Origin of the sequence: Pseudomonas sp. JAI115 (assembly GCF_014200835.1) — a bacterium.
Taxonomy (GTDB): domain Bacteria; phylum Pseudomonadota; class Gammaproteobacteria; order Pseudomonadales; family Pseudomonadaceae; genus Aquipseudomonas; species Aquipseudomonas putida_A.
In genome coordinates, this window is the sequence record NZ_JACHCY010000013.1 from 127062 (window position 1) to 150168 (window position 23107).

Sequence of the window (23107 nt, forward strand, 5' to 3'; positions counted from 1 at the left end):
GCGATGAGGGTAAAACATTAAACTTCTTCAGTGGCTGATACACCGCTATCGCGAGCAGGCTCACTCCTACAAAAGATCTTTGGCTGATCTTGAATTAGTGGGTGTTAGTTAGGGTTTAAGTGTTTGCCCAGCAACACTTGTGTTGCTCTAAAAACAAATAATCCGCCCGATCTAACCTAAGTGTTATTGGTTCTTTTACGGCGGGCCTCCACCCGTCTAGCATCGGTGCTCAAGGGGAAATAACTAACTTTGGGGATTCTGCGCTTAACCAACTCAATACGTTTAACCAGCCTTCACCACCTTCCTGCTTTCTAAAACTACAGCAGACATTGCCGTGCATTGATTGCCGACCCTTTATTGTCGGCAACGGCCGGGTATTAGCTGCGATAAAGGAGCTGTCCCATGTATCAGCGTTCCCGTTCATTACTGGCCATCGCGGTGGTCGGTGCGATCTGGCAAGTTCCGGCGCAAGCCGAAGACACTTCCACCCGCGTTGACGATGACACACGGCTGGGTACCGTGCTGGTCACTGGCACCCGTGGCACTGCTCGCACGGTTCTGGATTCTCCAGTGCCGGTTGACGTGTTGACCGCCGCCGATCTCAAGTCCACCGGCGCGGCCGACGGTGAATTGGGCCAGGCGCTGCAGACGTTGCTGCCATCGTTCAGCATGCCGCGTCAGTCCAACTCCGGTGGCGCCGACCACGTGCGCGCCGCACAGCTGCGCGGCATGAGCCCGGATCAGGTGCTGGTGCTGGTCAACGGCAAGCGTCGTCACACTTCAGCGGTGGTCAACGACTCGTCGAAAATCGGTCGCGGCACGGCGCCGGTGGACTTCAACTCGATTCCCATCAGCGCGATCAAACGCATCGAAGTGCTGCGCGATGGCGCCGGGGCGCAGTACGGTTCCGACGCGATTGCCGGGGTGATCAACATCATCCTCGACGACGCCCCCGAAGGCGGTGAAGTGTCCACCAGCTATGGCGCTTTTCACACCCATCAGGACGCCATCGGTAGAACCACCACCGACGGCCAGAACAGCGTGACCACCGCCAAGATCGGCACGCGTCTGGGTGAAGAGGGCGGGTTCATTCGCGGCGGCACCGAGTACAAAAATCGCAACCCGACCAACCGCGCCGGTTTCGACGGTTTTGCCGATACCCCGGACCAGCGCAACTACGTGATGGGCGACGGCCTGGCGCGCGACGTCAACCTGTGGTTCAACAGCGAACTGCCGCTGGCCGGTGGCAAGGCCTACAGCTTCGGCACCTACAACCAGCGCCACACCACGGGCGCCGAATTCTATCGCTACCCCTACGAGCAGCCGCAGTTCTACCCCAACGGCTACCTGCCGCAGTCGCTGGGCGACAACAAGGACGTCTCCGCCACCGCCGGTTTCAAAGGCATGATCGGCGAAGACTGGGACTTCGACAGCAGCGTCACCCATGGTCGTAACCGCTTCGACGGATCCACCCGTCGTACCCTTAACGTCAGCCTTGGCGAGGACTCGCCGACCCAGTTCGACACCGGCGATTACGAGCTGCGCCAGACCACCACCAACCTCGATTTCAGTCGCGAGCTGCGCTTGGGCGGACGCTCGTTCGTGCTGGCGTTGGGCGGTGAATACCGCTACGAAAACTACCTGACCTACGCCGGTGACGAGGCCTCCTACATTGGCTCCGGCGCTGACGGTGCCAACGGTCTGCGCCCCAGCGAAGAATCGGACCTGGACCGCAACGTGTTTGCGACCTACGCCGAGTTGTCGGGCGATCTCACCGAGCGCTTCTTCGTCGACGCCGCCACGCGTTGGGAACATTACGACGATGCCGGCAGCAAACTCACCGGCAAGCTCAGTGGTCGCTACAAATTGACCGAACAGTGGGCGTTGCGCGGTGCGGTGTCGAACAACTTCCGCGCGCCGTCGCTGGCGCAGAGCGGTTTCCAGAACACCACCAGCAACTTCGGCGAAGGCGGCACGCTCACCGATATTCGTGTGCTCTCGGTCAACGACCCGATCGCCCGCGCGCTGGGAGCCGAGAAGCTCGATCCGGAGACCTCGAAGAACTTCAGTCTCGGCCTGACCTTCCAGCTCAACGAACGCTTCGACGCTTCGCTCGATGTGTTCCGCATCGACGTCAAGGACCGCATCACCCTGTCGCAGCGCATCGGCAGCGACGCCATGGAGCAATACATCAACGACAACTTCGGCGTGGCCGGGGTGCACGACGTCAACTTCTTCACCAATGCCGCCGACACCAGCACCCACGGCGCCGAACTGGTGCTCAACTATCATCAGCCACTGTATGAAGGGCAACTGGGCCTGACCACCGCGTACACCTACAACCACACCAAAGTCACCAGCACCAAAGGCACACCCTCGCAACTGACGGCACTGGGGATCGGCAACGATGCACTGGTCGGCGTTGAGGAAACCAACACCCTGACTGACGCTGCGCCCAAGGATCGTTTCGTGTTTTCCGCCAACTGGGCCAGCGAACACTGGGGCCTGCTCGGGCGTCTGACCCGTCAGGGCGAGACCACCCGCGTATTCGACTTCGGCGATTCGCAACCGGAGCAGACCTACGGCGCGGTGTGGCAACTGGATGCCGAGGTGACCTACAAATTCACCCCGAAATTCAGCGTCGCCCTGGGCGGCAACAACCTCACCGACAACTACCCGGAGCGCTCCGGCTCGGCGATCAACTATGGCGGCAACCTGCCGTATGACGTGCTGTCGCCGATTGGCACTAATGGCGCTTACTACTACGCCAGCGCCACTTACGGCTTCTGAGCCGAACCGCCACGGACGGCGGATTTTTTGCGGAACTCTGCATGAATAACTCCAACGGTCCCAAGCGTCACCTGCCGGTAATGCAGGCGTTGCTGATCACGTTGGGCATGGTGATCACCACCGACATCCTCAAGACCGCGCCGACCGTGGCGCTGAACGTCGGGCCGGCATATTTCTACTGGGTCTGGGTGCTCGGCGGTCTGGCGTCGATGGCCGGGGCGTTGTGCTTTGCCGAAATGGCCACGGCATTTCCACATCCTGGCGGCGACTATCACTTTCTGCGCACGGCCTATGGCGAGCGCATGGGTTTCCTGTTCGCCTGGTCGCGTTTTTCGGTGATGCACACCGGCTGGATCGCCTTGTCGGCGTTCATGTTTGCCGACTACGTCAATGCCGTGGTGCCGCTCGGTCGGTACGGCTTGGGGCTGTTTGCTGGCGGGGTGATCGCCGCGATGGTGCTGCTCAATCTGACCGGCAAGCACATCGGTTTCATCACCCAGACCTTGTTGGTTGGCTTGTTGGCGCTGGGCTTTCTGAGCATCGCCAGCGCCGGGGTGTGGCTGGCGTGGCAGGGGATTGAAGCAGCGCCAGCGAGCGTTTCGGTTGCGCCGGAAAACACCGGTATGGCCGGGTTTTCGGCGGCGATGATTTTCGTGTTTCTGGCGTTCGGCGGCTGGAGCGATGCGGCGACCTTGTCGGCGGAAGTGCGCGATGGACGGCGAGGGATTTTCATCGCCATGCTCGGTGCGCTGACGGTGTTGATGGCGATCTATCTGGCACTGAACTGGGCGTTTGTGCGAGGACTGGGATTCGCTGGACTGGCGGCGAGCAACGCACCGGCGGTGGAACTGTTGAACCGTGCATTCGGTGCGCCGGGAGTGCTGCTGATTCTGCTGATGGTGGGCATCGCGGCCATCGCCAGCATCAACTCGACCTTGCTGGTTGGCGCCCGCACCACCTATGCCGCGGCCCGCGATGTGCCGCAGTTGCGTCGCTTCGGCGAGTGGCACGAACGCGACGGTGTGCCGCGCAAGGCCTTGCTGGCGGAGGGCGCGGTGGCATTGTTGCTGGTGCTGTTCGGCAGTTGCACCCAGAGCGGCTTCAACACCATGGTCGAGTACCTGACCCCGGTGTACTGGCTGTTTCTGAGCTTCAGCAGTCTGGCGCTGATCATTCTGCGGCGGCGCTTTCCCGAGGTGCCGAGGCCGGTGAGGGTGCCGTGGTATCCGCTGGTGCCGCTGCTGTTTTTTGGCCTGTGCCTGTACATGCTCTATTCGAGCGTGACGGTGGTGGGGTGGGGCGCGTTTCTGGGGATGGGCGTGTTGCTGGTGGGCGCGCTGCTGTTGGCGGGGTTGAGCCGCGTGGCGTCGACGCCTCGGCAAGCTCTGGGGCAGATCAGCGATTAAAACGAAACGTCGGCCGGTTGCGACAGACGCAGTACCGACAAGTCCCCGGTAATGCGTTTGTACGCCAGTCGAATTGCCTCGATGTTGCCGGCGTTCTGCGGATTGTTTTCGTGCAGGATCACGATGACTTTGGTGCTCAACCGCTCCGGCTCCTGCGCCCCATGATCACGCCACTGCCCATAGGCATCGAACACGGTGAAACCGTCGGCAAACCGCGACGTCACTTCCTTGTCGAGAAACTCGCGCCAGCGCGCCGGGCTGATCGCGCCTTCCTTGCCATCCACCGTGCCCACCGAGAAGTACAGCTCGGTGCGAATCCACTGCGCCTGCGCTGGACGTGTGGCATCGCCTTGCAGGGTTGAACTGGTGGGGTCATGGGTGTGAACGGCGGCAGGCGGCGAGCTGGCACAACCGGCGACAGTGACGAACAGTGCGGCCAGTAACAGGCGTCTTTGCATGAAGCATCCCTTTTTATGAGTTGAGTACAGGGGCGCAATTATAGAGGGCGAGGTTAATAGCGATAAAAGATTAAAAAATGGTTTTGTGGTTGATTAGTGGAATAAGGAACGAACCAAGCCAGGATGCCAAATGTACCGCCGCCTTCGCGGGCAAGCCCGGCTCCCACAGGTCTCGTGGCGTGCATAAATCCCTTGATCCACACATCTCCCCTGTGGGAGCCGGGCTTGCCCGCGAAAGCGCCGGTTCAGTCAACGAAGATGTTGGATGTACCAACGCCATCGCTGGCAAGCCAGCTCCCACAGGTTTTTGCGGTGTACACAGCTCCGCTGATCGACACCATCCACTGTGGGAGCGGGCTTGCCCGCGAAAGCGGTGTATCAGTCGCTGGAGATTTTGCCTGTGCCGGCGCTTTCGCGAGCAAGCTCGCTCCCACAGTTTCTCTGGGTGCTTTCCAGCAGCGACGGCATATTAACGCGTCGCTCAGCGCCCCTCATGCTGCTTGCGATACGCCCCCGGTTGCACTCCCACCGACTTGGCGAACGCCCGGGTAAACGCAGCAATCGACTGATAGCCCACCGCCGCGCACACCTGTTCCACCGTGTGATTGGCCCGCAGCAACTGGCAGGCATGCCGAATGCGCAACGCCAGCAATACCTGCCCCGGCGATTGCCCGGCCAGTTCGTTGAAGCGTTTGAAAAACGCCGAGCGCGACAGGCCGATACTCGCCGCCATGCTCTCCAGCGACCACGGCAATTGCGGTTGTTCGATCAACTGGTCCAGCAACGGCGCGAACTGCGGATTGCGCGCCAAAGCCACGAGGCCGCCGAGGCTCTGGTTGTCGGCCATCTGTTGGCGCAACACATACAAAAACAGCAGATGACTCAAGCGTTCGAGCAGCGCCGAGGAGGGCGCCGGCAGGCGTTCGCACTCTCGCAGGATCAACTCGAACAAGGCTCGCGCCGCGCTCGAAGAAGGATCGCCCGCGCGCAGGATGATCCAGTCCGGCAGGCCTTCGATGATCAGCGACGACAGCCCGGACTTGAAATGAAAGAACCCGCAGACCAGCCCGACGCCATCCTGTGCCTGACTGTCGAGCGCGGTCATGGCCCTGCGCGGCAGTGTTTGGGCGAGGGCCGGCTCTTCGGCGCTGGAGAGGCGGTAGTTCAGATCGCGCAGCAGAAATACCGCATCTCCCGCGCTCAACACTATCGACTGCTCCTGCCCGTCAATGTGCAGCCAGCAGCGGCCCTGCACGATCAAGTGAAAACTGGCGCGCGCCAGTCCGTGCGTACTTGCATGCCAGCCACCGCAATAGCGCCCGACGTGAAACAGGCTGGCATCGAGTTCGAGGCTTTCTAATAACCAATCAACCAGGGGGCTGGACGAAATCATCTAATGGAAACACTCAGGAGCAAGTAATCGCTACTTTAGAATATGGATCGAAATTTTTATAACCAACAGACTGGCCGGACACTCAACAACAGGACTCCACTCCATGTCGCGCCTTACTCTACACACCGTGCAAAGCGCTCCCGAAGCCGCCAGACCGTTTCTGGAAAACGCTCAGAAGAACTCCGGATTCATTCCGAACCTGCTGGCCGTGCTGGCCAATGCCCCGGCCGCGCTGGAAACCTACGTTACGGTATCGGCGCTCAATGGCAAGTCCGAACTCAGCCTTGCCGAGCGCGAAGTGGTGCAACTGATTGCGGCCACCAACCATGGTTGCGATTTCTGTGTCGCAGGTCATACCGCCGTGGCGCTGAATAAGGCCAAACTGCCGCCGGAAGTGGTCAGTGCGCTGCGTGAGAAAGCCACCGTGCCCGTGGAAAAACTGGAAACCCTGGCCGCGTTTGCCCGCGAAGTGATTGCCACCCGGGGCAAGGTCAGCGACCAGACCTTCAACCAATTCAAGGCTGCCGGCTACACCGAAGGCAATGCGCTGGAAGTGATCCTCGGCATCAGCCTGGCGACCCTGTGCAACTTCGCCAACGTGTTCGCCGACACGCCGCTCAACCCCGAGCTGGCGCCGTATCGCGCGTAATCGGCCAGCGCTTCAGGCCGCATCGTCTATGGTTGATGCGGCTGCGTACAAGGAGAGAAACGACATGCTCAATCAGGCATTGACGCAATGGCTGGAACACAACGCCCAGGCCCTGGATGCGGGCGACGGCGATCCACAACAGGTGCTGACGCAACTGGCGCAGGCCGGCGTGCTACGGGTCGGCATCAGCCCGGCGCTGGGCGGCAGCGGTGGTCACGTCAGTGATGCCGTGGAAACCCTGGCTGCCGTCGCCAGCCATTCATTGGCGGCGGCGTTTGTGTTCTGGGGCCAGCGGGCCTTCATCGAATATCTGTTGCACAGCCCCAACGCGGCGCTGAGGGAAAAACTGCTGCCGGCGTTGCTCCGCGGAGAGCTGGCCGGGGCTACCGGTTTGTCCAACGCGATGAAATACCTGTCGGGCATCGAGGCCCTGCAAGTGCGTGCCGCCCACACCGCAGAAGGCTGGACCTTGAACGGGCGCCTGCACTGGGTGACCAATCTGCGCCAAAGCGGTTTCGTGGTGGCGGCGGCGATCGAGCACGAGGAGGGTGGTTCGCCGTTCGTGCTGGCGATCGCCGATGACGCTGCCGGCGTACAACGTTCCGCCGATCTGCAACTGATGGGGCTGCAATCGAGCAATACGGCTGCGATCGATTTCGCGCAAGTGGCGGTCGGACGGGAATGGCTGCTGCATGAAGATGCGCGCAAGTTTCTGCCAGCGGTGCGCCCGGCGTTCCTCGGCTTGCAGTGCGGCATGGCGATTGGTCTGGCGCGACGGGCGCTGGCCGAGGTCGAAGGACATTTGCAGGACGGCCGTTCGATTCTGCTGGAGCCGTTGCAGGAACAACGCGAGCAATTGGCGCAGAGCGTCGATGCGCTCAAGCAGGGTCTGCACGATGGACGTTTCCTGACCCAGCCGGGCGCCTTGTTCCAGATCCGCATCGCGCTGGCCGAATCCGCCGCCAACGCCGTGCAACTGGAACTGCAATCCAGCGGCGGCAAGGCCTATCTGACCGAGCACGGCAGTGGTTTCGCCCGGCGCTGGCGTGAGTCGGCGTTCGTGCCGATTGTCACTCCGAGCCTGGTGCAATTGCGCGCCGAATTGCAGCGGCAGAAACGGGATGCGACGGCATGACGGCGCCGGTGCTGGAGGCGCAGGGCATCAGCCTCGGCTACCCACGGGAGCAGGGCTGGCACACCGTGCTGGAACACTTCGACCTGCAATTGCAGTCCGGTGAAGTGGTGACCATTCTCGGCCCCAGCGGTGTCGGCAAGTCCAGCCTGCTACGGGTGCTGGCCGGGTTGCAGGCGCCGCAACAGGGCCGGGTGAGCCTGCTTGGCGAGCCGCTGACCGGCGCGCATCCACGGGTCGCGGTGGCGTTTCAGGATCCGAGCCTGTTGCCGTGGCTGACCCTGGAAAAGAACGTCGCCTTCGGCCTCGACTTCGCCCGCCAGCCGCACCTGACGGCCGAGCAGCGCAAGGCGCGGATCGACCACGCCATCGCTGCGGTCGGCCTCGAACACGCGCGGTTGCAGCACCCGGCGCAGCTGTCCGGCGGCATGGCCCAGCGCACCGCGCTGGCGCGGTGTCTGGCACGGCAGCCCCAGGTGCTGTTGCTCGATGAACCGTTCGGCGCGCTGGATGAAATCACCCGCGCCGACATGCAGCAGTTGCTCCTGCAACTGATTGCCGAGCACCACACCGCAGCCGTGTTGATCACCCACGACATCGACGAAGCCCTGCTGCTTTCCGAGCGGATTCTGCTACTGGGTAACAGCCCGGCGCACATCCTCGGCGAGTGGCGCATCGACCTGCCTCAGCCGCGTGCCGAGCTGGTCGAGGAACTGGGCGCGCTGCGCATCGACATCCTCAAAACCCTTCGGCGGGCGAGCCGCAACCCCCTCATTCAACCTGTGCCCGCTACGTCGGAGATTGACCATGTGCCTGGACGACTTCACTCACACACGTCGTGACTTCCTCAAACTCAGCGCGCTGCTGACCGCTGGCGGCGCGTTGCCGCTGCTCAACAGCCTCAACGCCCGCGCCGCGTCCGAGCCGAACGCGCCGGTGCGCATCGGTTATCTGCCGATCACCGACGCCACGCCGTTGCTGGTCGCGCACAACAATGGCCTGTTCGAAGCCGAAGGGATTCAGGCCGAACGCCCGGTGCTGCTGCGCAGTTGGGCGCAGGTGATCGAGGCGTTCATTTCCGGGCAGGTCAACGTGATTCACCTGTTGTCGCCGATGACCGTGTGGGCGCGTTACGGCAGCAAGGTGCCGGCCAAGGTCGTGGCGTGGAACCACGTCGGCGGCTCGGGCCTGACCGTGGCGCCGGGCATCACCGAGGTCAAACAACTCGGTGGGCAATCAGTGGCGATTCCGTTCTGGTATTCGATCCATAACGTGGTGGTGCAACAGCTGTTCCGCGACCACGGTCTGGTGCCGGTGAGCAAATCGGCGAGCGCCGCGCTGGCGCCGAACGAGGTCAATCTGCTGGTGCTGCCGCCGTCGGACATGCCGCCGGCCCTGGCGAGCAAACGCATTGCCGGCTACATCGTCGCCGAGCCGTTCAATGCGCTGGCCGAGGAACTCAAGGTTGGCCGCGTGCAACGCTTTACCGGCGACGTCTGGCGCAATCACGCTTGCTGCGTGGTGTTCATGCACGAACAGGATCTGAACAACCGTCCCGAGTGGTCGCAGAAAGTGGTCAACGCCATCGTAAAAGCGCAGGTCTGGACCCGCAACAACCGCGCCGAGGCCGCCAAGCTGCTGTCCAAGGACGGCGCCAATCGCTATACGCCGCACGCGCAACCGGTGCTCGACCGGGTGCTGTCGCCGGCCACCAGCGACCGCGAGCAGTATCTGGCCAGCGGCGCGATTCAGCACAGCCATTGGGACGAGCAGCGCATCGACTTTCAGCCGTACCCGTTTCCCAGCTACACCGAGGAACTGGTCAAGCGTCTGAAGGACACGCTGATCGAGGGCGACAAGGGTTTCCTCGCCAACCTCGATCCGCAGCAAACCGCCAGGGATCTGGTGGACGACCGCTTCGTGCGCAATGCCATCGCGGCGGTGGGCGGCATGCAGACCTTCGGCTTGCCGGAAAGCTTCGAGCGCAGCGAGGAGTTCAGCCTCTGATGCGTCAGCGATCTTCTTCGACCGTACACGGTTTGTTGGGAGTGGCGGGGCTGTTGGGCCTGTTGCTGCTGTGGTGGCTGGGCGTACACGTGTTCGGCGGCAACGACAGCCTGGCACTGCGTTTTTCACCTGAGGCAACCCTGGCCAGCCTTGGCGAACTGCTGCTGCGCCCGGAGCTGTACGAGCATGTGCTGGTCAGCCTGAAGCGGATTCTGGTCGGTCTGCTGCTGGCGCTGTTGATCGGCGTGCCACTGGGCTTGATGATCGGCAGCTACCGGCATCTGGAAGCGGCGACCACGCCGGCGTTTCAGTTTCTGCGGATGATTTCGCCGCTGTCGTGGATGCCGGTGGTGGTGATGCTGATGGGCGTTGGCGATCAGCCGATCTACTTTCTGCTGACCTTTGCCGCCGTGTGGCCGATCCTGCTCAACACCGTGGCCGGCGTGCGCCAGCTCGACCCGCGCTGGCTGCAACTCAGTCGCAGCCTAAGCGCCACCCGCTGGGAAACCCTGCGCAAGGTGATCCTGCCCGGCGTGCTCGGCCATGTGCTGACCGGGGTGCGGCTGTCGATCGGCATTTTGTGGATCGTGCTGGTGCCGTGCGAGATGCTCGGCGTCAGCGCCGGGTTGGGCTACTTCATCCTCGATACGCGTGATCGACTGGCGTATTCGGAACTGATGGCGATTGTACTGCTGATCGGCGTACTGGGCTTTGCGCTGGATGCGTTCGCGCGCTGGCTGCATCGGCGTTGGGCGCCGGCATGAGCCTCTTCCCGCCACCATCACGTTGACTGACACACCGCCATCGCTGGCAAGCCAGCTCCCACAATGATCTCGGCCAGTCGCCAACTCCGCGCCCACCGCAGAACCCTGTAGGAGTGAGCCTGCTCGCGAAGGGGCCGGGTCAGTCACCCCCCGCTGTGACTGAACCACCGCCATCGCGAGCAGGCTCACTCCTACAATGCTTCAGGCCGGCCGGCACATTTGCGTTAACCGCAAACCCCTGTGGGAGCTGGCTTGCCAGCGATGGGGCCGTGTCAGCCGCCATCACTTCAGACTGACCCACCGCCGTCGCTGGCAAGTCACCTTCCACAGGGGGTGGTCTGCTACGGCGTGGCGGCTGGTTTCGCCAGCGCAATCCCCGCATCCCCCAGTCGCTTGAGAATTTCGAACAGCAGGTCACTCTTGGTCCCGCCCACAATCCGCGGGCTGCCGACGTAGCCGGTCACCGTCAAGGTGATGCCATCCGGCGACAGCTTGCTGAAGCGCACGTACGACGCCGGTTTGTCGAGGATGTTTTCGTTTTCGTGGTAGGTGTTCAGCAGCAGTTCCTTGACCTGTTCCGGGTCGATGTCCAGCGGAAACATCAGCTCCAGGCTTGCCACCCCCTGGGCGCTGCCGCCGAGGGTGACGTTGCGCAGGTTCTGCGAGATCAGTTGCGAGTTGGGCACGATCACGATGGAGCGGTCGCTGAGCTGGATTTCCGTGGCGCGCACGTTGATCCGGCGGATGTCGCCCTCGACGCCGCTGATGCTGATCAGGTCGCCGACCTTCACCGGGCGTTCGGTGAGCAGGATCAGCCCGGAGACGAAGTTCTTGACGATCTCCTGCAAACCGAAACCGATCCCCACCGACAGCGCACTGACGATCCACGCCAGATTGGTCCAGCGCACGCCCAGCGACGACAGCGTCAGGAGGATGACCGTGGCATAACCGATATTGGAAAACAGCGTGCTCAACGACGCGCACATGCCCGGATCCATATCGGTCTTGGGCAGGAATTCGTTGTCGAGCCAGCGGCGCAAAGCGCGGATCAGGTAGATGCCGATCAGCAACGCCAGCACGGCATTGATCAGATGCGCGGGAACGATGTTCAGCTTGCGCAATCCTGCGCCGCCGAGAATGCCCATGACATTGGTGGTCAGTTGCCCGAACGTGGTGCCGATGCCACCGACGAACAGGGTAATCACCGCCAGCAACAGCAGCCCGGCGCGGCTGGCACCGGACAGCACAATCGAAATCTGCTCCAGCCGCCGGTCGCCCATGCCCAGAGTCTGCTTGATGGTCTTGCCGGCCGAGTAGCGCGGCGAGAACAGGTATTCGCAGGCATCCTTGACCACCTGCACCAGCAAATAGAACCCGGCCAGCACGATATAGGCCCAGACCAATTCATAGGTGACGAAGCGGGCCAGCGACACATAGCCGGTGAGCAGAGCCAGCGCCGACACGCACATGCACACCGTGGCAATGCTGTAGATCGCCCCGGCGAACGTGCTGCCGGCCTCCGGGTCATTGGCGGTGAGCAACGCTTTGCGCACTTTGCCGACGCGCAACAGCAGCGGCACCAGAATCACGATCACCACGATGGCAATCACCCCACGCTGGGCGATCACGATCTGGCTGCTCATGCCGGTGGCGTTGCTGACCTGCACCAGCGTTACCAGCACCAGCAGAGTGGCAGCGAGAATCCTTGGATAGGGCCGCAACGCCAGCGCCACCGAGTCGGCAATCGCCGGCAGCCGCCACGAGGGATGCTGGGTCGACAGCAGCGCGCGGCTCAGCGCGGTGATCAGGACGCAGGCGTAAACGGCTTTTTCGAACTCCTCGGAAAAAGTCTGCAGCATGGGCGTCAGTGGTTCGTGGCGGGTGCAGGCGTAGAACAGCAGATGCAGGGCGATGGCCGTGGTGCCAAGGGTCGCCAGCGCCGAGGCGAATGCCAGCGCGCTGCGGCGCAGACGCCCCTCCGGCATGCGATGGATGCACAACCAGGTCAGCCCGCGCTCGGCGAGTCGGCGGCCGAGCGTCCAGAAAGCCAGCGCCAGCAGCACCAGCACACAGGTGAAAAAGCGCTGCCCCGGTGCCCAGACTGTGGCCCAGGTGATGCTGACCTGATCGATGAAAAACTTCAGGCGCTGACGGTCATCCGGCTCCGGCACCACCAGCGGCGACCAGAAGGCCGGACTCAGAATGCTGTCGGTGCGCAGCGTCAGTTCGCTTTCGAGCAGCGTGCGGCGGATGCCGGCGATTTGCGTGATCAGCTCGGCGGCGCTTTGTTTGAGCGCGGCAAGGCTTTTGAGCGTGGCATCGACCTTGTTTTTCTGCTCGTTGAGCTGCGCCCGTTGCGCGGCGATTTCCGCCTGTTCGGCGGCAATCTGCGTATCCGGCGCCGCGCCGAGCACCCCCAGTTGCACCGCCAGTTGTGCCTGCTGCGGCAACAACGACGCCGACAACCGATCGACATCCAGAATGAACGTCTGCACCCGGTCTTGCGGGCCTTCGAGCTGGTTGTAGTTGTTGGCGGCGGAAATCTGCTGCTTCAGCCCGTCGAGGCGCAGTTGCAGGGCTTGCAGATCACTTTGCGAGACCTCCACCAGCGGCGCCGCAGCGGTCGCCGAGGGCGCCGGCAAATCCGCCGCCCACGACGCCGAACCGCTCGGAGCGAGCAGGAGCAGCGCGACAAAAAACAATGACTTCAATGTGTTGCGCATGAGAGGGGCCGGTTCTCGTTGATCACACAAGCTATGAGGTTAGGTGATCGAAACGGGCGCGGCGGAAAATTTCGGGGGGAGCAGGGCATGCGTTTCAAAAAAACTCGGCGACAGGCATGCTATGGCTCACGCCAATGTTCGGACGTCAGGGATAGTCAGCTACATGTGGAAAGTTTTGTTGCAAAGACTCACCGGAAAAACATCCACCACTGCAAAAACCGAACACTCAGTAGATCCAGTAGATCCAGTAGATCCAGTAGATCCAGTGGATCCACCAGAAGTCTTGCCAGCACATGACTGGAAGTGGCTGGTCACGTCCTGGGATGGATTCACCCGGGAGGCCGGTCTACGGCAAATCCGCTCATCGCAGTCGATCGAGCGGCTGGCGTCCATTATCGTGCGGCTCAACGATTGGGTGCCGCAGGTACGCGCGGCGGCCAGAGACGCTTTCGCAGACTACCTGACCCCCGAGTATGGCCCTTGGCTGATCGCCAAGGCTCCCGCCATCCTTGCCCTGGAGCAGCGCCGACGCGAAGACCATGGCGCTACCATCCAAAAGCTTGAAGCGCTGCTGGCAACACCTGAATGCCTCGCGCAAACCACAGCTGCCTTCGAAACCAGCCGTGGCGCCTGTACGCGGTTGTTTTTCAGGGTACTCGCTCAGACAAAGCGCGCAGATGAGCTGGAGGCGTTTCTTGTCGCGAGCCTTCATCATGCAGATTTCAGTGTGCGGCGGGCTGCGCTCGGCAGGGCAATGGCGCTGCCTCTGGCATCGGCGCAGAAGGCCATCGCCTATGGACTCGCCAGCAACAGCAGCATTCTCAGGCGCCTGTCGTTTCTGCAAGCCATTGAGTTGCAAACGTATCCCACACGACTGATCGAAGACTTTCTGACCGACCCATCGTCTGCAGCAAGATCGACTGCACTCTGGGCCGCCAGAAAGTATGGCGTCGACCCGTTGCAGGTACTACAAGCGCGACTGGCAGGCGAGATTCCCGCTACCAAAGCCCGTTGGCTTGGCGTACTCGGGTTGGCGCAGTCGCTTGGCATGGCGATCCCGCAAGGGTGGATGAACGCGGCCCTCAGCCAAAACAGTGGCGAGGTTCGGTCACTGGTCCTGAGCCTCGAAGGAGAGGGCAGGCCTGATTTATTGATCGCGGCTATTGCGGACCCGTCACGCCCGGTGTTCGAGGCCGGGGTACGCGGCCTGCGCCCGCAGCCATGGAAAGTCATCAAGTCAGCATTCAGCGCTCAGCTCGAAACACTCTGGCCAGCGCTGTCCGCCTCTCGACGTCAGGCGCTGCTTGAGCTGATGCCCAAGTGGACGCAGGCCGGATATCTGTTGCAGCAGCTGTCTCGCACACCTGCTGAACCTTCCGTGCTTGAGCAGTTGCGGGCATGGGTCTATGGCCAGACTTACTCGATTACCGACCGAGAAACTTCGGCAAGCGAGCGTGCCCGAGTTGTCGCGAAACTGACTGCGCTTGAGAAGGACGGGGTATTGCCGACAGGGTCGGTTGCCAGGCTGACATGAAGGTGATGCCAGGCATGTATGAGTGCTCGAACCCGGATAGGTTGAATCGGGGAAGGTCTGTTACGCGGTTGGATCCGGATCACGGCTGCTGTCTGTCATGGCCTGTCCACGACATTTCGATATGCGTGTCTGTCGCGCCAGTCTGGCGAAAACCCAGTCGCTCATAGAGCTTCTGCGCCAGAGTGTTCGTGCGAAAAGCGCCCAATTGCAACGGCACTTGACGGGCAGCGGCTTGCAGCTGAAGGTTCTTCAGAATGCGCGAGCCAATGCCCTTGCCTTGGTACTCGGGCGAAATAGCGATGTTCTGAACATGGATTCGATCTTCTTTGTCCAGTATCTGCACATAGCCAACAATCCGGCCGTCTTGTTCAATAACCGAAGTGGCTGCGCCTGCGAATTCCGCTGCGAAATTGTCCCGTTGCCAGTTCTCATCCCAGCCCCATATTTTCTCGATGTGTCCATGGAAGACTGCTCGGTGCAAGTCAAAGAGGGTTGGTTGGTCGCTATCGGTGGCGGGGCGTACGGTCATGCTGGTCTCTGATTTGTGCTTTTGACTTGATGAGGCTAGTGGCTGCAACAATAAACGGCGATTCGGATCGATATGCCCCGCAGCATCTGATTGCCCCAAGTACGTCGAACGACGAAGCCAGTTGCGCGGCGTGGAAGCGCAGGGTGGTCTGTCGATAAAGCGGCCCGGGGGAGAACGGCGCCAGCGCGGCCAGTGTTTTCAGCAGGAGCGAGGTGACTGGGCTTTCAGTACCTGGGGTGCCAAATGCCCGTCGATGTCGGATGGCAATGTACCCATGACAATTTTTTGATTGTGATAAGCGGCAGATTTTACGATGAGTCATCGCCCATTTAGAGACTCACCATGCACATCGCCATCCTGACCTTTGAAGGCTTCAACGAACTGGATTCGCTTATCGCGTTCAGCATTCTCAACCGGGTCAAACAGCCCGATTGGCGCGTGTCGATCGCCAGCCCGACGGAAAAAGTGCGTTCGATGAATGGCCTGGTGATCGAGGCTCAGGTGTCATTGGAGGAGGCGAGCGACGCGGACGCGGTGCTGGTGGGCAGCGGAAGTCTGACCCGGGATATCGTGGCGGATACCGAGCTGATGGCGCGGCTACGGTTCGATCCGCAGCGCCAGCTCTTGGGCGCCCAGTGCTCGGGCACGCTGATCCTGGCAAAGCTCGGCCTGCTCAATGACGTCCCAGCCTGTACCGATCTGATCACCAAGCCCTGGGTGGAGGAGGCCGGTGTGGCGGTGCTCAATCAGCCGTTCATGGCCAAGGGCAATGTCGCCACCGCTGGCGGATGCCTGTCTTCACAATATATGGCGGCCTGGTTCATCGCCCGCCTGGCCGGTGTGGAGGCCACCCGCAACGCGTTTCATTATGTGACGCCCGTTGGCGAGAAAGAGCTCTACATCGATCGGGCGATCGCGAACATCGAGGCGTATCTGTAAAGCACGTTTAATCGACGCCTGAAGCAGCGAATCAGCTCTCACGGGTCTCAACCGGTTCGGCCGCCGCTTCGGCAGCCAGTTTCGCGCGGTCGGCCTTGCTGATGTACTTGGGCTTTTTCGGCGCGAGTTTGGCGCTGGCCTTTTTGGCCTTTTCCTTGAACAACTGCTGCAGTTTCTTTTGGCGGTTCATGTTTCTACTCAATTTGAAAGTACGGTGATGAGGATGGCAGCCTGAGCACTAAGCCCGAGGCTCGAGATAAGGCTTCACGGCGTCCTCAAGAATGTCCACCAGCTCGGGATCCATGAAGCGATAGTCATCTGGAATATCCAGCGTGTGGATCGGCTTGTGTTCAAGTAATCGGGCGTATTCGGCTTGCAGGCGATTGAGGTGCTTGCGTTCCATGACAAAGATGACATCGGCCCAGCGGATATCCGCCGGGCCGATGGGGTTGCGGGCGTTGGGGCTGGTGCCTGCCGAGCGGGCTTCGAAACCGGGCCGACGGCGCCAGATCGCTTCCGCCGTCGGACTGCGCCATTGGTTGCGGCTGCACACGAACAGGAGATTGGTCACACTTGATCCAGCAATTGGCGGGTGGTGCGGATGGGATAGCTCATGCCCAGTTGACGTGCCCTGGCCAGTTTGTCGGCACGGGTATACATCAGCTTCCAGTTCTTTTGCGGTTTGAACTTCAGCGGATCAGCCGCTTTGCCGTTGCCGCGTTTACGGGCCTGATGACGTCTCCAGGCGCGGGTTCTTTCCATGCTTCATTTCCTCGTGAGTACCGGGTTCAGCAGCCGCGGTAATACGAGTTGTGGGTATGGTAAGCGTGAATCGACGCAGTGGCTAGGTGGTTGAGCCGTTGAAGCCTTGCCTCTGCAGCCACTGGTCACACCAACGCAGTAAGGCGCTTGCCCGGATTTGAAATAGCCACCGATGCCCGCTAGAGTCGCGCCCCTTGTCCGGCAGCAGCGCCGGCGATGGCTGGGGAAGAGGGCGGCAGTTGAACGAACACACATTGTCCATGCGACTGGAGCGGGTGGCGGCGCATGTACCGGACGGCGCGCGGTTGGCGGATATCGGCTCGGATCACGGCTATCTGCCGGTGGCCCTGATGCGCCGTGGCGCCATCGTTGCGGCGGTGGCCGGCGAGGTGGCGCTGACGCCGTTCCATGCCGCGGTGCGCACGGTGCGCGACAACGATCTGCAGCAGCACATCAGCGTGCGTCTGGCCAGTGGCCTGGCGGCGATCGAACCTGATGACGGAATCACCGCGATCAGCCTCTGCGGCATGGGCGGCGAGACGATTCGCGACATCCTCGACAGCGGCAAGGCGCGTTTGCACGGTCACGAACGACTGATCCTGCAACCCAACGGCGGCGAGCAACCCCTGCGCCAATGGCTGATGGACAACGGCTACCGCATCCTCGATGAGGAAGTGCTGCAGGAAAACCGTTTCTTCTACGAAATCATCGTCGCCGAGCGCGGCGCACCGCTGAGCTACAGCGCCGAACAGTTGTACTTCGGCCCGTTGCTGATGCAGACGCTCAGCCCGGCATTCATCGCCAAATGGCAGCGCTTGTTAAGGCAGAAACAGAAAACCCTGAGCAGCTTCAAACAGGCACGCCAGGCTGTGCCCGAGGAGAAGCTGGAAGAGGTTGCACGGCAGGTGCAGTGGTTGACTGAGCTGTTGGCGTGATTTGCTGTGTTGGCTGTTGCACCCCTTCAGGTTTAAAGTCAGCTTAAAGGTTAACGTGCTGCGGAGTCGGACATGAGAATTGGTGAACTGGCAAAAATCAGCGGACTGGCGCCATCGCGTATCCGTTTTTACGAGGCGAGCGGGTTGATCACTTCGGTCGCGCGCAAAGCCAATGGCTATCGCGATTACGCCCCCGACACACAGTGGGTGTTGCATATCATCACCGGCGCGCAGGCGGCAGGTTTCTCCCTGGAGGAAATCCGTCAGTTGATGCCGATGAACGCGAGTGGCTGGCAGCATGACCAGTTGCTCAGTGGCTTGAAGCAAAAGGTCGAAGAAATCGAAGTCCTGCAGCAACGGCTGGCGCAGAACAAGGAACAACTACTGCTGGTCATCAAGGGGATCGAGGGCAAACCTGCGGGGATGGCGTGTGCGGACAATGCGCAGAGGCTGATCCAACGGCTGTGCGAAGAAGGCGTGGCTTCTGCGCCCGACAAGCAGCCAGCAGCGGCGGCAAGAAAAGCAAACGCCCGTCAGACATCCAGAGCCTGACGGGCGTTACCGCTTTCAGCGATTGCCAACCAGCGTGGCAAGCGGTTTTGGCGCATAGAGCGCACTCTGGAACTCAGGGACATATTCGTACTTGAGCATTTTCCCCAGCTTCAAGTCGCGCAAGTAGTTCGACAGGCTGCCATCTCCCAGTGTCAGCGTGGCGGCATCCGCGTCCCGGCTGGAACCGTGGCTGAGCTGGCGCGACACCGCGTAGCCATAGGCCAGTTGGCCCTGGTGATCGAGGTTGGTGAAACTGCTGGTGACGATATTCTCATCGCGCGACAGTTTGTCGAGCTTCTTCGCGGTGAAGGACACGTCCGGTTTGCCGGTCTGGCTGTCGCTGATCTCATAGATCACCGATTGCCCGTTTTCTTTGCGATCAATCCCGGTCAGCCATTTCGGCAGGTTGTAACCGACGACTCCGCGCACCCGTGCCAGCTCGGTATTGACCGGCAACTTGAGCACATAACCCCAGAAGTCTTCTGACATCGATTGGCCAATCAACGTGAGCGGGCCCAGGTTGGCTTTGCCGGGTTTGTTGGTGATGATCGACACGGCAACTTCGTTATAGGCGTCGTTATCGCAATGCTCGTAGGTGTACGCAGTGAATGCGATCAAGCCACGTCCTGGCCAGACTTGCAGCGGTTGCACGGTGGCCAGTATTTCGGGCGGCATCAACGCCCGGAGTCGCTCGAGGTCGGCCGTGTAGATCGCCGTGACACGACTGTTCTGGTAGTAGAAGTTTGGGGAATAGGACTCGAAGCCAATGTCGACCTTGTGCTTTTCCAGTCCTTTGAACCAGCTTAAATCAACGCCCGGGACTTCGGCGGCAATCACCGACAACGGCGGATTGGAGCGAAAGCGGTCATACAGGCCACCCTTGACGACGGGCACCGGGTGGCCGGCGATATCGATTGTGGTGGTTTCGGTCGGGTTGGGCATTTCAGGTGTCCCCGCCAACGCATGGTTGGCCATTGAGCTGAACAGCAATCCTGTCAATACGGTGCTTGCGAGTTTCAATCGGTCTTTCTCCGGGTAGGAACTACTTGAAGGTTCAGCGAACTGTGTGGTCGCCAGCGAGCACCGCCATCACGGCTTCAGCTACGGCTTTGGGCGATTGAGGGTTCTGGCCGGTCACCAGTCTTCCATCGGTAATGGCAAATGAAGTGAACGGCAGCCAGCCCTTGCGGTAGTGCGCGCCCTGGCTCACCAAGCGGTCCTCAAGAAAGAATGGCACCTGATTTTTCATGCCCGAGAGCAGCTCTTCGCGGTCAGAGAAGCCGGTGATGTTTCGGTTCTTGATGATCAATTGGCCCTGGCTGTCCTTCAGATCCAGCAGACCCGCTACGCCATGGCACACGGCCGACACGATGCCGCCCTGGTTGTAGATGGTTTCGGCGACACGGCGCAGGTCAGGGTTGTCCGGAAAGTCCCACATGACGCCATGGCCCCCGGTGAAGTAGATGACGCCGAAGCGGGACGGATCGACCTCGGCGATCGGCAGCGTATTGGCCAGGCGCGCGCGGAACGCAGGCGACTGCAAATGCTCCCGCGCAGCCTTGTCCATGTACAACCAGCCCAGACTGCGTTCGTCCAGAGGCACCGCGCCACCCTTGGGACTGGCAAACACGGTGGTGTAGCCGGCGGCTTCCACCACATCGGTGAAGTGGGTCAGCTCGGTCAGCCACAACCCGGTGGTATCGGTTCGAGAGGGATAGCTGGCGTGATTGGTCATGATCACCAGGATCTGGCGATCCTTGATCGCCGCCGACTCAGCATTTGCAAACGTCATGAAAGCACCACCTATCAATAACAGGGCAGAGGAAACAAGGGTCTTGAGCATCATCCGGGCTCCATCGAGCAAGCAGGTCGGCGCATGCTCACCTTAAACCTCGCTTTAAGGTCAACCCCGCTGCTGCGAATAATTTGCGTCGATGCCATCGGACTTTTGCTTGACCCTCAACCTGACTTTAACGCTAGCGTCTGAAGCTGATTGGGCAAGGCAATAACGCCGGTCATCAATCCACTCAGGAGCCAGGCATGAGTCAGCAAGACCAACCGGATACACCGATGAAATGGATGATTTATGGCGCCAACGGCTATACCGGCGAGCTGATCGCTCGCGATGCCGTCAGGCGTGGACTCAGGCCGGTGTTGGCCGGACGTAGCCGCGACAAGGTCGAAGTGTTGGCCCGGGAACTGGGTCTCGAAGCCCGGGTGTTCGGTCTGGACGACCCTGCGCGGTTGCTGGCGCAGATCAAGGGCCACGGTTTGATTCTGCATTGCGCGGGGCCGTTTTCCGCGACCGCCGCGCCGATGATCGAGGCTTGCCTGCGAGCCGGCGCACACTATCTGGACATCACTGGCGAGATTGCCGTATTCGAACATGCGCAGTCTCTAAATGAGCGGGCGCGGGCAGCGGGGTCAGTCATTTGCCCCGGCGTCGGCTTCGATGTAGTCCCGACCGACTGCGTTGCCGCCGCCCTGAAAGACGCGCTGCCGGATGCGACGCATCTGGCGCTGGGCTTCGATTCACGTTCGAGCTTTTCACCCGGCACTGCCAAGACATCAATCGAAGGCCTGGCGCAGGGTGGCAAGGTCCGACGTGACGACAAGATTGTTTCCGTGCCGCTGGCCTATCGGGTACGGCGTATCGATTTCGGTGCCGGGGAGAAGCTGGCGATGACCATCCCCTGAGGCGATGTGTCCACCGCCTGGCACACCACCGGCATCGCCAATATCGAGGTGTTCATACCGGGTTCGGCGGGGATGATTCGCGGCGCCAGGCTCGCCAACTGGATTCGTCCGTTGCTGGGACTGTCGTTTGTGCAGCGGCTGCTCAAGGCGCGCATCGGCAAGACAGTGACCGGCCCGGATCAGGCAAAACGTGCTGACCAAGGCACCTATGTGTGGGGCGAGGCGCGCAATGCGCGCGGTGAAAGCAAAGTCGCCCGCGTGCACACCGCGAACGTTTACAGCCTGACGATCGACGCTGCGTTGGCGGTGGTTGGCTATCTGTTGCAGACACGTCCGCCCGGCGGTGCCTACACACCTGCGCGGTTGTTGGGCGCGGATCTGGTGACGCACTTGCCTGGGTCGAGCGAAATCAACATTGAATGACCTTGAAAAAAGTCATTGACCTTAAAGTTGACTTCAATCTTATGGTGGCTTCATCTCCAGTTGAGGACTGCCCCATGAATGTGTTCGACGCCCTGACCTTACCCAACGGTTCAACCATCAAGAACCGCATCGCCAAAGCCGCCATGGAAGAAAACATGGCGGACGCCGACCAGGCGCCCTCTGCAGAACTGATGCGTCTGTATCAGGCATGGGCCGACGGTGGTGCCGGGCTGATCATCACCGGCAACGTGATGGTCGATGGCCGCGCCATGACCGGGCCGGGCGGCGTGGTGCTGCAGGATGATCAGCAACTCGACAAGTTCAAGCGCTGGGCGCGGATCGGCCGTTCTGCCGGTGCGCAGTTCTGGTTGCAGATCAATCATCCGGGGCGCCAGATGCAGTCCAACCTCGGGCAGAAAACCTGGGCGCCGTCAGCGGTGCCGCTGGAGCTGGGCAAACTGTCAAAGCGTTTCGCCACGCCCCACGCCATGACCGCCAGTGTGATTGAGGACGTCATTCAGCGTTTTGCGCGCACCGCACGCTTGGGTGAACAGGCCGGCTTCACTGGGGTGGAAATCCACGCCGCTCATGGCTATCTGTTGAGCCAGTTTCTCTCGCCACTGACCAATCAAAGGACGGACGAGTGGGGCGGCTCTCTGCACAATCGTGCGCGGTTGTTGGTCGAGATCGTCAAGGCAGTCAGAGCCGTGGTTTCTGCAGAGTTTGCCGTAGCGGTCAAACTCAATTCCGCCGATTTCCAGCGCTGCGGATTCACCGCTGACGACGCGAAAAAGGTCGTTGAGCTGCTCAACGATCTGGGCGTGGATCTGGTGGAACTGTCCGGCGGCAGCTACGAAGTCCCGGCCATGCAGGGTGAGGCGCGCGATGGTCGAACTCTGGCTCGCGAGGCCTATTTCGTCGAGTTTGCCCGGGACCTGCAGACCGTTGCCAAAATGCCAGTGATGGTCACCGGCGGCATCCGCCGTCGTCCGGTGGCCGAAAGCGTTGTGCAAAGCGGCGTGGACATGGTCGGTATCGGCACGGCGCTGGCCATCGATCCGTACCTGCCGCGTGACTGGCTGCAGGGCAAGGACAACGCCCCGCAATTGCCGCCGATCACCTGGAAAAACAAGGCCATTGCGGCCTTGGCGAACATGGCGGTGGTGAAGTTTCAGCTGGGTAAACTCAGTCGGGCGAAAAAGCCTGATCCGGGGGTGTCACCGTTACGCGCGCTGATTTTGCAGCAGATCGCCATGGCGTTTCGCACTCGGCAATATCGGCGCTGGATGGAAAAGCGTTCGGCGTGAGTCGCAAGGCATTTCAATCTTGACGTTGGCGGACGCTCTGAGAAGAGCCCGCCAAGTCAACCGATGGCAAACTGTGGGCGCAGTTTTCTTATTTCGGGCCAAGGTCA

Annotated in this window: 21 protein-coding genes and 1 pseudogene; 13 read left to right on the forward strand and 9 right to left on the reverse strand. The window is 61.2% G+C overall.

The genetic code is table 11. The annotated features are described in order from the left end of the window. Nucleotides 1–402: 402 nt before the first annotated feature. Nucleotides 403–2790 carry a TonB-dependent siderophore receptor gene (locus HDC30_RS23185; RefSeq protein WP_183785181.1) on the forward strand — a complete coding sequence of 796 codons (2388 nt, stop codon included), beginning with the start codon at nucleotides 403–405 and terminating at the stop codon, nucleotides 2788–2790. A 41-nt stretch (nucleotides 2791–2831) separates the two neighbouring features. Further along, nucleotides 2832–4196, forward strand: a complete 1365-nt coding sequence (locus HDC30_RS23190; protein WP_183785183.1) for an APC family permease — start codon at nucleotides 2832–2834, stop codon at nucleotides 4194–4196. Here HDC30_RS23190 and HDC30_RS23195 read toward each other — a convergent pair. Then, nucleotides 4193–4654, reverse strand: coding sequence for a DUF3574 domain-containing protein (locus tag HDC30_RS23195; RefSeq protein WP_183785185.1), 462 nt, complete (start codon nucleotides 4652–4654; stop codon nucleotides 4193–4195). The two genes, HDC30_RS23190 and HDC30_RS23195, sit on opposite strands and share 4 nt — an antisense overlap. Nucleotides 4655–5135: 481 nt before the next feature. Then, nucleotides 5136–6047 carry an AraC family transcriptional regulator gene (locus tag HDC30_RS23200; protein ID WP_183785187.1) on the reverse strand — a complete coding sequence of 304 codons (912 nt, stop codon included), beginning with the start codon at nucleotides 6045–6047 and terminating at the stop codon, nucleotides 5136–5138. A gap of 103 nt (nucleotides 6048–6150) precedes the next feature. On the opposite strand from HDC30_RS23200, the gene HDC30_RS23205 reads away from it, so the two are divergent. The 5 genes from HDC30_RS23205 to HDC30_RS23225 all read left to right on the forward strand — a co-directional run bounded on the left by HDC30_RS23205 (nucleotide 6151) and on the right by HDC30_RS23225 (nucleotide 10599). Then, a complete protein-coding gene (locus HDC30_RS23205) occupies nucleotides 6151–6696 on the forward strand; it encodes a carboxymuconolactone decarboxylase family protein (RefSeq protein WP_115990042.1) in 546 nt (181 codons plus the stop codon). 64 nt (nucleotides 6697–6760) lie between these two features. Next, nucleotides 6761–7831 (forward strand): acyl-CoA dehydrogenase family protein, encoded by a 1071-nt coding sequence (locus HDC30_RS23210; protein WP_183785189.1) that lies wholly within the window; start codon nucleotides 6761–6763, stop codon nucleotides 7829–7831. Beyond that, entirely contained in the window at nucleotides 7828–8670 is an 843-nt protein-coding gene (locus HDC30_RS23215) for an ABC transporter ATP-binding protein (protein WP_183785191.1), read from the forward strand. Before HDC30_RS23210 ends, HDC30_RS23215 begins: the two co-directional genes overlap by 4 nt. Then, nucleotides 8636–9835 carry an ABC transporter substrate-binding protein gene (locus tag HDC30_RS23220; protein WP_183785193.1) on the forward strand — a complete coding sequence of 400 codons (1200 nt, stop codon included), beginning with the start codon at nucleotides 8636–8638 and terminating at the stop codon, nucleotides 9833–9835. The genes HDC30_RS23215 and HDC30_RS23220 overlap by 35 nt, the downstream gene beginning before the upstream one ends. Then, on the forward strand, nucleotides 9835–10599 hold the full coding sequence (locus tag HDC30_RS23225) for an ABC transporter permease (RefSeq protein WP_183785195.1): 765 nt from the start codon (nucleotides 9835–9837) through the stop codon (nucleotides 10597–10599). The genes HDC30_RS23220 and HDC30_RS23225 overlap by 1 nt, the downstream gene beginning before the upstream one ends. Before the next feature lie 341 nt (nucleotides 10600–10940). On the opposite strand, the gene HDC30_RS23230 is transcribed toward HDC30_RS23225, so the two are convergent. Further along, nucleotides 10941–13322 carry a DUF3772 domain-containing protein gene (locus tag HDC30_RS23230; protein ID WP_183785197.1) on the reverse strand — a complete coding sequence of 794 codons (2382 nt, stop codon included), beginning with the start codon at nucleotides 13320–13322 and terminating at the stop codon, nucleotides 10941–10943. 43 nt (nucleotides 13323–13365) lie between these two features. On the opposite strand from HDC30_RS23230, the gene HDC30_RS23235 reads away from it, so the two are divergent. After that, complete coding sequence (locus HDC30_RS23235) at nucleotides 13366–14856, forward strand: hypothetical protein (RefSeq protein ID WP_183785199.1); 1491 nt, start codon at nucleotides 13366–13368, stop codon at nucleotides 14854–14856. Between the two features lie 79 nt (nucleotides 14857–14935). Here HDC30_RS23235 and HDC30_RS23240 read toward each other — a convergent pair whose 3' ends face one another. After that, nucleotides 14936–15385 (reverse strand): GNAT family N-acetyltransferase, encoded by a 450-nt coding sequence (locus HDC30_RS23240; RefSeq protein ID WP_183785201.1) that lies wholly within the window; start codon nucleotides 15383–15385, stop codon nucleotides 14936–14938. A 342-nt stretch (nucleotides 15386–15727) separates the two neighbouring features. Here HDC30_RS23240 and HDC30_RS23245 point away from each other — a divergent pair, with 342 nt between their 5' ends. Then, nucleotides 15728–16324, forward strand: coding sequence for a DJ-1/PfpI family protein (locus HDC30_RS23245; protein WP_103369725.1), 597 nt, complete (start codon nucleotides 15728–15730; stop codon nucleotides 16322–16324). Nucleotides 16325–16355: 31 nt separating this feature from the next. On the opposite strand, the gene HDC30_RS23250 is transcribed toward HDC30_RS23245, so the two are convergent. The 3 genes from HDC30_RS23250 to HDC30_RS23260 are packed head-to-tail and all read right to left on the reverse strand — an operon-like array spanning nucleotide 16356 to nucleotide 17086. After that, nucleotides 16356–16514 (reverse strand): DUF2986 domain-containing protein, encoded by a 159-nt coding sequence (locus tag HDC30_RS23250; RefSeq protein ID WP_081730283.1) that lies wholly within the window; start codon nucleotides 16512–16514, stop codon nucleotides 16356–16358. Between the two features lie 48 nt (nucleotides 16515–16562). Beyond that, nucleotides 16563–16895, reverse strand: a complete 333-nt coding sequence (locus HDC30_RS23255) for a low molecular weight protein tyrosine phosphatase family protein (RefSeq protein WP_183785203.1) — start codon at nucleotides 16893–16895, stop codon at nucleotides 16563–16565. Further along, nucleotides 16892–17086, reverse strand: coding sequence for a hypothetical protein (locus tag HDC30_RS23260; RefSeq protein ID WP_183785205.1), 195 nt, complete (start codon nucleotides 17084–17086; stop codon nucleotides 16892–16894). Before HDC30_RS23260 ends, HDC30_RS23255 begins: the two co-directional genes overlap by 4 nt. Before the next feature lie 239 nt (nucleotides 17087–17325). On the opposite strand from HDC30_RS23260, the gene HDC30_RS23265 reads away from it, so the two are divergent. Both HDC30_RS23265 and HDC30_RS23270 read left to right on the forward strand, forming a co-directional pair. Then, nucleotides 17326–18021, forward strand: coding sequence for a tRNA (adenine(22)-N(1))-methyltransferase TrmK (locus HDC30_RS23265; protein WP_183785207.1), 696 nt, complete (start codon nucleotides 17326–17328; stop codon nucleotides 18019–18021). 72 nt (nucleotides 18022–18093) lie between these two features. After that, complete coding sequence (locus HDC30_RS23270; RefSeq protein WP_096797692.1) at nucleotides 18094–18573, forward strand: MerR family transcriptional regulator; 480 nt, start codon at nucleotides 18094–18096, stop codon at nucleotides 18571–18573. A gap of 15 nt (nucleotides 18574–18588) precedes the next feature. Here the strand turns inward: HDC30_RS23270 and HDC30_RS23275 are convergent, their stop codons facing one another. Further along, nucleotides 18589–19593, reverse strand: coding sequence for an acetoacetate decarboxylase (ADC) (locus HDC30_RS23275; RefSeq protein ID WP_096797693.1), 1005 nt, complete (start codon nucleotides 19591–19593; stop codon nucleotides 18589–18591). A 34-nt stretch (nucleotides 19594–19627) separates the two neighbouring features. After that, nucleotides 19628–20419, reverse strand: a complete 792-nt coding sequence (locus HDC30_RS23280; protein ID WP_183785209.1) for a type 1 glutamine amidotransferase domain-containing protein — start codon at nucleotides 20417–20419, stop codon at nucleotides 19628–19630. A gap of 194 nt (nucleotides 20420–20613) precedes the next feature. Here HDC30_RS23280 and HDC30_RS23285 point away from each other — a divergent pair. After that, nucleotides 20614–21693 (forward strand): annotated as a pseudogene (locus HDC30_RS23285) (saccharopine dehydrogenase family protein). A gap of 74 nt (nucleotides 21694–21767) precedes the next feature. Further along, a complete protein-coding gene (locus tag HDC30_RS23290) occupies nucleotides 21768–23000 on the forward strand; it encodes an NADH:flavin oxidoreductase/NADH oxidase family protein (RefSeq protein WP_183785211.1) in 1233 nt (410 codons plus the stop codon). The last annotated feature ends 107 nt before the right edge of the window (nucleotides 23001–23107 follow it).

What these genes read in the sequence shown, in the direction of transcription:
- HDC30_RS23230 (WP_183785197.1), bottom strand. Translation starts at nt 13,322, where the DNA reads ATGCGCAACACATTGAAGTCATTGTTTTTTGTCGCGCTGCTCCTGCTC.
- HDC30_RS23290 (WP_183785211.1), top strand. Translation starts at nt 21,768, where the DNA reads ATGAATGTGTTCGACGCCCTGACCTTACCCAACGGTTCAACCATCAAG.
- HDC30_RS23250 (WP_081730283.1), bottom strand. Translation starts at nt 16,514, where the DNA reads ATGAACCGCCAAAAGAAACTGCAGCAGTTGTTCAAGGAAAAGGCCAAA.
- HDC30_RS23270 (WP_096797692.1), top strand. Translation starts at nt 18,094, where the DNA reads ATGAGAATTGGTGAACTGGCAAAAATCAGCGGACTGGCGCCATCGCGT.
- HDC30_RS23280 (WP_183785209.1), bottom strand. Translation starts at nt 20,419, where the DNA reads ATGATGCTCAAGACCCTTGTTTCCTCTGCCCTGTTATTGATAGGTGGT.
- HDC30_RS23210 (WP_183785189.1), top strand. Translation starts at nt 6,761, where the DNA reads ATGCTCAATCAGGCATTGACGCAATGGCTGGAACACAACGCCCAGGCC.
- HDC30_RS23215 (WP_183785191.1), top strand. Translation starts at nt 7,828, where the DNA reads ATGACGGCGCCGGTGCTGGAGGCGCAGGGCATCAGCCTCGGCTACCCA.
- HDC30_RS23220 (WP_183785193.1), top strand. Translation starts at nt 8,636, where the DNA reads ATGTGCCTGGACGACTTCACTCACACACGTCGTGACTTCCTCAAACTC.
- HDC30_RS23225 (WP_183785195.1), top strand. Translation starts at nt 9,835, where the DNA reads ATGCGTCAGCGATCTTCTTCGACCGTACACGGTTTGTTGGGAGTGGCG.
- HDC30_RS23240 (WP_183785201.1), bottom strand. Translation starts at nt 15,385, where the DNA reads ATGACCGTACGCCCCGCCACCGATAGCGACCAACCAACCCTCTTTGAC.
- HDC30_RS23245 (WP_103369725.1), top strand. Translation starts at nt 15,728, where the DNA reads ATGCACATCGCCATCCTGACCTTTGAAGGCTTCAACGAACTGGATTCG.
- HDC30_RS23185 (WP_183785181.1), top strand. Translation starts at nt 403, where the DNA reads ATGTATCAGCGTTCCCGTTCATTACTGGCCATCGCGGTGGTCGGTGCG.
- HDC30_RS23200 (WP_183785187.1), bottom strand. Translation starts at nt 6,047, where the DNA reads ATGATTTCGTCCAGCCCCCTGGTTGATTGGTTATTAGAAAGCCTCGAA.
- HDC30_RS23260 (WP_183785205.1), bottom strand. Translation starts at nt 17,086, where the DNA reads ATGGAAAGAACCCGCGCCTGGAGACGTCATCAGGCCCGTAAACGCGGC.
- HDC30_RS23205 (WP_115990042.1), top strand. Translation starts at nt 6,151, where the DNA reads ATGTCGCGCCTTACTCTACACACCGTGCAAAGCGCTCCCGAAGCCGCC.
- HDC30_RS23195 (WP_183785185.1), bottom strand. Translation starts at nt 4,654, where the DNA reads ATGCAAAGACGCCTGTTACTGGCCGCACTGTTCGTCACTGTCGCCGGT.
- HDC30_RS23190 (WP_183785183.1), top strand. Translation starts at nt 2,832, where the DNA reads ATGAATAACTCCAACGGTCCCAAGCGTCACCTGCCGGTAATGCAGGCG.